Source organism: Streptomyces sp. NPDC004647, from assembly GCF_040609575.1.
Classification (GTDB): Bacteria; Actinomycetota; Actinomycetes; order Streptomycetales; family Streptomycetaceae; genus Streptomyces.
The window spans coordinates 21993-28572 of record NZ_JBEXKU010000084.1 but is presented as its reverse complement, the minus strand read 5'-3'; the positions used below and the strand labels follow the sequence as shown (position 1 = coordinate 28572).

5 protein-coding genes are annotated in these 6580 nt (G+C 68.4%); 3 read left to right on the top strand and 2 right to left on the bottom strand.

The genetic code is table 11. The annotated features are described in order from the left end of the window. Positions 1-463 precede the first annotated feature (463 nt). Positions 464-1096: a hypothetical protein gene (locus ABZW18_RS28505; protein ID WP_356192828.1), complete on the top strand. Its 633-nt coding sequence runs from the start codon at positions 464-466 to the stop codon at positions 1094-1096. A gap of 472 nt (positions 1097-1568) precedes the next feature. On the opposite strand, the gene ABZW18_RS28500 is transcribed toward ABZW18_RS28505, so the two are convergent. Beyond that, positions 1569-2345: a hypothetical protein gene (locus ABZW18_RS28500; RefSeq protein ID WP_356192825.1), complete on the bottom strand. Its 777-nt coding sequence runs from the start codon at positions 2343-2345 to the stop codon at positions 1569-1571. A gap of 800 nt (positions 2346-3145) precedes the next feature. Here ABZW18_RS28500 and ABZW18_RS28495 point away from each other — a divergent pair. Both ABZW18_RS28495 and ABZW18_RS28490 read left to right on the top strand, forming a co-directional pair. Beyond that, positions 3146-4717 (top strand): SMP-30/gluconolactonase/LRE family protein, encoded by a 1572-nt coding sequence (locus ABZW18_RS28495; RefSeq protein ID WP_356192822.1) that lies wholly within the window; start codon positions 3146-3148, stop codon positions 4715-4717. 178 nt (positions 4718-4895) lie between these two features. After that, positions 4896-5192, top strand: coding sequence for a hypothetical protein (locus tag ABZW18_RS28490; RefSeq protein ID WP_356192820.1), 297 nt, complete (start codon positions 4896-4898; stop codon positions 5190-5192). Positions 5193-5404: 212 nt separating this feature from the next. Here ABZW18_RS28490 and ABZW18_RS28485 read toward each other — a convergent pair whose 3' ends face one another. Further along, complete coding sequence (locus ABZW18_RS28485) at positions 5405-6280, bottom strand: LysR family transcriptional regulator (protein ID WP_356192817.1); 876 nt, start codon at positions 6278-6280, stop codon at positions 5405-5407. Between the last annotated feature and the right edge of the window lie 300 nt (positions 6281-6580).

Genomic DNA, 6580 nt, shown 5'->3' with positions numbered 1-6580 from the left:
CACCTTCGACAGGGCCCGCGCGTCCTTCGGAGCGACCTTGGACGCCTCCTCGATCCACGGAAGTTCCCCGGCCGTGGAGCCGCCGGCCCGCGAAGGCAGGGACACGGGCTTCGGGGGCGCACTCGGCTTCGCAGCAGCAGAACCCACGCTCGTCGTCATGTCATCACCCTCCTCAGTAACGGCCCCGTTGCTGCCTCCGGCTACCCACGCACACTGTTGCCATGCGGCAAGACTCGGACAGATCACAATTTTGCATCGAGAGCGGAGGTCGTGTGGGGCTGTGGCCGTAGGGGATCGATCGCCGTCGAAGTGATTGCCTGGCGCCCTCGAGGCCCGACCGGGTGGGGAGCCGATACGCACCGGCTCGGACGCGGCGCGCCTCCCGTCTTGCCGAGCGATATGCCGGCTTTACCCTGGAACGGGGGTCTGGCAGAGACGTATACGCGCGCCGAAGGGCGGCAGCATGGACGAGGACGCCGAGCTCACGGAGGAACAGCACGACTTCTCGGCAGCCGAAGAGGAACCTGACGTCTTTCTCGAAGTTCCGCTGGTCAAGGTCGACGAGATCCATCTCGAGGTCGAGGACCTCAGGGCTCGCGTGTCACTGCAGGCCGAAGTGCTGGACCTGCTCAAGCTCAATGTCGGCGCGGATGCGGCCCTCGGCCGTGTCGAGCTCGAGATCAAGGGCGCGGAAGCACAGGCGCTGCTCAAGGTCCGCCTCGACAATGTGGCCGCGATCCTCGGAAGGGTCTTCGAGACGATCGACGACAATCCGCAGATCCTGGAGCAGATCACTCGTGGTGTCGGGTCGGCGGTCCAAGAAGTGGGAAGTGGCGCAGGTGGCGCGGTCGGTGAGCTCGGCCGTGGCGCCGGTGAGGTTGCGGAGGACGTGGGCGGCAGCGTCGGCGAAATCGGGGAAGACGTCGGCAAGCAGGGCGACAAGAAGCTCCGCGATGCGGGCCGGGCCGCCCAGAAGAAGCGCCGGCGAGAGGTTCCCACGGCGGAGGGCGACAGCGGCGGAGCGAAGCGCACTGCTCGCAAAGCCGTCGGGTCGACGCCTCGCAAGACGAGCCGCAAACGGGAGGAATCGCCGTGAACTCCCCATGATGCGAACCCATTTGAGCACACGAGGTCCTGAGGAGGACGGTCCTGACCGTTGCTCCGCAACCTCCGAGCCGCGGATTCATCAGCGGCAGGGCAAACCCTGCCGCTGCTGTCCATGGACGCCGAGCGTGCCGCGAGACGCATCGTGGACGCCGTCGAGCACCGCCGGCCACGCCTTGTCCTGACGCCCGCCGCCAGGCCGGGTGCCAAGGCGCATGGCCTGGCCCCCGTGTTCGTGACGCGGGGGAACTCCGCTGTCGCTCGAATGCTGCCGACCGCACGTGATGGCCAGCAGGGTCGGGGACGGTGGAAGGCTCCGCTCTCGCCGGTTCGGAACACGTGGCCCAAGGCGCGTCGTCGCACTGTGCAGCCGTCTCAACGCACGTGCTGCGAACCGGTTCAAGCAGCACGCCGCGTAACGGACGAGCTTCCTGTGCTTCCTCTGCTGTAGACGTCAACGTTTCTCATGAGGTCATACGCGATCGGTCACGAAGGCTGCTCCGGTGATGGTCCGGAAAGCGAATCGATTCCGGGTCGAGAAAGTCGATGAGATCCACCACAGCGTTCTGGAGCTCCACCAGCCGGGGGTTTCGCACCACTTGCCCCTCTGCCAGCTGGTCAATGTCGTCCGACAGACGCGTGAACCAGCCGGCGAATGACGCATTGTTCTCAAGTTTCGCGCAGAACTCCGCGTAACCGATACAAGTGGCCCAGTCGGCGCTGGTGTCGATCATTATTTCTCCGATCGCACGCTGTTCCCCACGGAAGATGCGGAAGAGCTGATCAGGGAAGCCATCGGTGTTCAGGATGCCGCTGATCTTCGATAAGTGGCTGACCAGCTGACGGTTGGTCTCTCGGGAGCCCAGGTCCAGGAACTGGACCCGGCGCCGCACGATCTCGACCCAGCCCAGATACTCCGCCAGGACGAACAGGGTGTTTCTTCGAACATACGCCTGCTCAGCCGGAGTTCCGCCTGACAAGTAGAGACGGAGAGCCCCTTGAGCCACGATGTTGTAGACCCGGCTCTGCAGGTCGAAGGCCGCCCACAGCAGAGGGTCGCGGAAACGGCTCATCAGGTCCTGCCGTACCTCTTGTTTGGCGCTCGCGGCGCGTTGCCGCTCCAACTGGTCGTGTAAGGAATCGCGCTGTTTGCCGGTCCAAGCTCCGATCAGACCGGTCAGGGCCGCGCTCGCAAGGGCGACAACCGCGGAGACGACAGTGATCAACAACTCGATACTCATGGCCCGACATTTTGGCACCGCAAGGCCGGTGAAGGAGCAGTCGTCCTGAGATTCGCCGGTCCGGCGCGATGTGCAGGGACCACGTGTGGACCGGTCGGCCTGGCAACGAAGTCACTCAGGTTCTCAGGAGACGCGCCACAGCGGAGCGTCGTACTGCTCCGGTCGGCTGTTGAGCAGCAGCGCTCTGAGGTTCTGGCGCCGGGTGCTGTTCGGACATGGGTACCCGCTCACCTGAGCCGATACGGCAGGCCGACTCCTCGTATGCGGGCCGGGCTGCTTCGGGGGCACCGTGGTCCCGTTCGTACTCCGCAGTGCGTGGAGGGTCTGAGCCGCCCCGGCACCTGTCCGGAACGCCGGGCCCCCAAGCGGCCCAGGGTGGCGAATACGGCGACCTCCGCCGAGCCCACTGCCCTCCACGCGGCGTTCTGCCCACCGTCACTCCTTCACCGCCACCGCCGACGTCACCCCGCCACCGCCACCGCCACCGCCACCGCCGGCCCGGGTGACGGCTGGAAGGCCGCTGGGCCGGTCGGGCGCGGCCCAGCGGGGTGCCGCGCCTGCCGTTGGGGTGGAGCTGGGCCGACCGGTGGCGTGGTGCAGGCCAGGTACGCGCGCCCGGTCCTTAGGGTCGGCCGCTGACGGACCGCGGCCGGCGCGGCGTGCGACAAACCGCCGCTCGGTGACGGCCCATCACGTCAACGGCGCCCCCTTGGCTCCTCGCGTACTGCGTCGGCAGGGGGCGCTCGCCGTCTCTGTCGGCCGGTACGGCATCCGGTCGGCCGTCCAGAAAGGTGGGTGTCATGGGCCGCTCCTCAGTGCCCGATTCCGTCGAGTTGTGCACGCGGGAACCCTCTCCCCCGGCTGGTCCGGGGCGGCGGTCGTGGCGGGTCCGGCTGACCGCGGTGGTGGGGATGGTGATGCTGTGCGCGGCCGGGCTCGTACCGGTGACGTCGGCGGCCACCGCCGCCGCACCCACTCCGGGCAGCGCGCCGCTGTACATCAGCGACTACTACACCAACAGCGTGGTGAAACTGCCCGCGGACCGCGGCCCGCAGGTCACCGTCCCCACCGACGGGCTGAACCGCCCGACCGGGATGGCACTCGACCCCGCCGGCAACCTCTACATCGCCGACACCGTCAACAGCCGGGTCGTGAAGGTCCCCGCCGACGGCGGTCCGCAGACCACCGTCCCCACCACCGGCCTGCTGCGCCCGACCGGACTGGCACTCGACGCCGCCGGGATCCTCTACATCGTCGACAACTTCAACAACCGTGTGGTGAAGCTGCCCGTGGACGGCGGTCCGCAGACCACCGTCCCCACCACCGGCCTGGTCCACCCGGTCGACCTGGTACTCGACCCCGCCGGCAACATCTACATCTCGGACTTCATCAACGACCGGGTGGTGAAGGTGGCCGCCGACGGAGGTGGGCAGACCACCGTTCCCACCACCGGCCTTTCCCAGCCGACCGGGCTGGCGCTCGACCCCGCCGGCAACCTCTACATCGCCGACAGTGCGCACCACAGGGTGGTGAGGGTGGCGGTCAACGGAGGTGGGCAGACCACGGTTCCCACCACCGGCCTGGACAGCCCCCAGGGGCTGGAACTGGACGCCGTCGGCAACCTCTACATCGCCGACTTCGGCAACGGCAGGGTGGTGCGGGTGCGCGCCCATGGCGGTGGGCAGACCACTGTCCCGACCACCGGCCTGAGCGCTCCGGCCGATGTGGCGTTCCCGCCGACCCCCGCCCCGCCCACCGGTGTGACAGCCACCCCTGGCAACCGGCAGGCGACGGTGTCGTTCACCCCCAGCGCCTCCCCCTCGGTGGTCAGCTACACCGTCACCGCCACCGACCTCACCCGCCCCTCCCGCGGCGGCCAGACCGCCCAAGGCACCGGCTCCCCCATGACGGTCACCGGCCTGACCCCGGGCGACAGGTACAGGTTTACCGTCACCGCCACCAACGCCGCCCAGGCCACCAGCCTCCGATCCGCCCCCTCCGCAGCCGTCACCATCCCCGCGGCTCAGCGACTCGTCACGAAGCTGAAGGCCAAGCCCGCCACCGAGCAGCGGCAGTTCCCGCCCCCGGTCCTGACGGTCAAGGGCCTGTCCGCCACCCTCACCAGGGCGGGCGGCGCCCCGGTGGCCGGTGAGACGATCAGGTTCACGAATACGGCGAAGTCGCGGAGACTGTGTACAGCGGTCACCAACAGCCGGGGCATGGCGCGGTGCGACGCCGACATCGGGGGCCGCGTCCCGGCGGTCAACCGGCTCTACGAAGACCTGCGCCGCCACGGCTACCTCGCCACGTACGCCGGCACCGCCGCCTACAAACCCAGCAAGGACACCGCTTCCGTGCAGCCCAGGCGCTAGGTGTATTGACCCGAAGCGTTGTTTGCACGGCTGATCGGCGGGTGACCGGCCGGGCGCGATAGCGGTCACGAGGGATAACGGTCACGACAGGTCACGGCGCACCATGTGGGCGCCGTGACCGTCCTCGTTCCGTGGTTCGGGGCACGGCGACGACCAGACCGTATGGGTCGGGGACGACATGGTGAGGATCAACCAGGGCAAGCCGCAACCGCATGCCCTCAAGAGCCGGGCCGAAGCGCGGCGCGTGCGAAAGGTGTTGGAGGCCCGCTGCGGCTTCGAGGTGCCGGTTCAGTCCATGCTTGTCTTCGTCGGCGTCACCAAGCTGGAGGTCGTCGCCACACAGCTCGAGGTCCGCGTCTACCAGGAACGGCGGGTGGCGGCCCTGGGACCCCTGTCGGGCGTACTGGATGCCCAACAAGTGGAGGAGCAGGTGTACAGCGTCGCCCGCGATCGCCGGACATGGCTGGATGCTTGACCTCACTGCTCAGTTGGGCAGCCAATGCGGGAGCGAACACCACCCGAGTCAGGGCTTCTGACGTGCATCTGGCACGGCGGACCACGCCGCGCGAACCAGGTACGGCGTACGGCTGATGGCCCGGACGAACGCGCAGGAGCGGTGGAAGGTACGGGTCTGCGCGTCAGGAGCCTGAGGGCGATCCCTCCAACGACACGATCTTCACTGTCTTTCTAGATGAGGGACGGCAGCGAGGTGGCGAAGTCCCTGATCTTGGAGTTCTCGTTGACAGTGCACCAGCTGATCACGGCCCGGGCCGGCGGCAGTCCGGTCAGCGGCACGAACGCCACCTCGGGGTGGCGGTAGTACTGCGTCAGTGCGGTGGAGGTCGCGCAGACCTCGCCGCTGGTGGCGACCCGGCTGAGCATCTCGTGCTGCGTCTTGACCAGCCGCCCTCTGTGGATGGGCCGCCCACCGGGCGTAATCTGCGGCAGAAACCCCTCGCGGATCTCCTTCGGGGCTGTCTGCGGCATCTCGACCATCGTGTGCTCGGCCAGCTCTTCCGCGTCGACCGACGACCTGGTCGCGAGCGGATTGTCGACCGCGACGGCAAGCACTCGCGGGTACTCGGCGATCACCGGGCCGCTCGTCAGGTCGGGCTCCTGGACCGGCCAGATGGTGACCTGCATGTCCACCTCTGCCCGCCGCAGCGGCCCGAAGTAGTCGCCCCAGCCGGTCTCGGTCATGCTGACCGACCACTCTGCGTGGGTGCGGCGGAAGTCGGCCACCGAGGCGTTTACCGCGCCGGCGAACGGCCCCAGGAACCCGATGCGCAGCTCGCGGGCGAATGCCCGGGTCTCCTCGATGGAGCGCTGCAGTCCCTCGAAACTCGGCTTCGCCCGTTCCAGCAGGAACTGGCCGGTCGGTGTGAGGGCCACCCGGCGGCTCGTACGGTCGAACAGCCGACCCCCAATGCGTCGTTCGAGTGACTGGATGAGTTGGCTCACCCGCGGCCGGGACAGCCCGAGCCGGTCCGCCGCCCTGGCGAAGTGCAGTTCCTCGGCAAGGGCCAGGAACGCCTCAATCTCCCCGAGTTCGGTAAATGCCACTTACCGATCGTACAGAAGATCGGCCTTGATGAGGGCATGTCGCTTGGGGAGGATGGAGTCGCTCCGACGTAGGCCCTCTCCACGGGGGTGGGAGGGCCTGCCGACCGGACCTCGTCCGTGGCTCACGTGCTGGTCCCGACGCTGGAGCGGCGCAGGGACACGACCGATCCGCGCGGTGCACGCGTCCAGTCCGCCCGCCAGGAGGCGGCCACCCGGGCAGGACGCCGCCGCGGCCCGCGAGGCCGCCGGCGTCTGCCCCTCCGGCGCCATCACCGTCATCGGGGAACCAACGTGACGTTG

What these genes read in the sequence shown, in the direction of transcription:
- ABZW18_RS28505 (WP_356192828.1), top strand. Translation starts at nt 464, where the DNA reads ATGGACGAGGACGCCGAGCTCACGGAGGAACAGCACGACTTCTCGGCA.
- ABZW18_RS28500 (WP_356192825.1), bottom strand. Translation starts at nt 2,345, where the DNA reads ATGAGTATCGAGTTGTTGATCACTGTCGTCTCCGCGGTTGTCGCCCTT.
- ABZW18_RS28495 (WP_356192822.1), top strand. Translation starts at nt 3,146, where the DNA reads ATGGGCCGCTCCTCAGTGCCCGATTCCGTCGAGTTGTGCACGCGGGAA.
- ABZW18_RS28490 (WP_356192820.1), top strand. Translation starts at nt 4,896, where the DNA reads ATGGTGAGGATCAACCAGGGCAAGCCGCAACCGCATGCCCTCAAGAGC.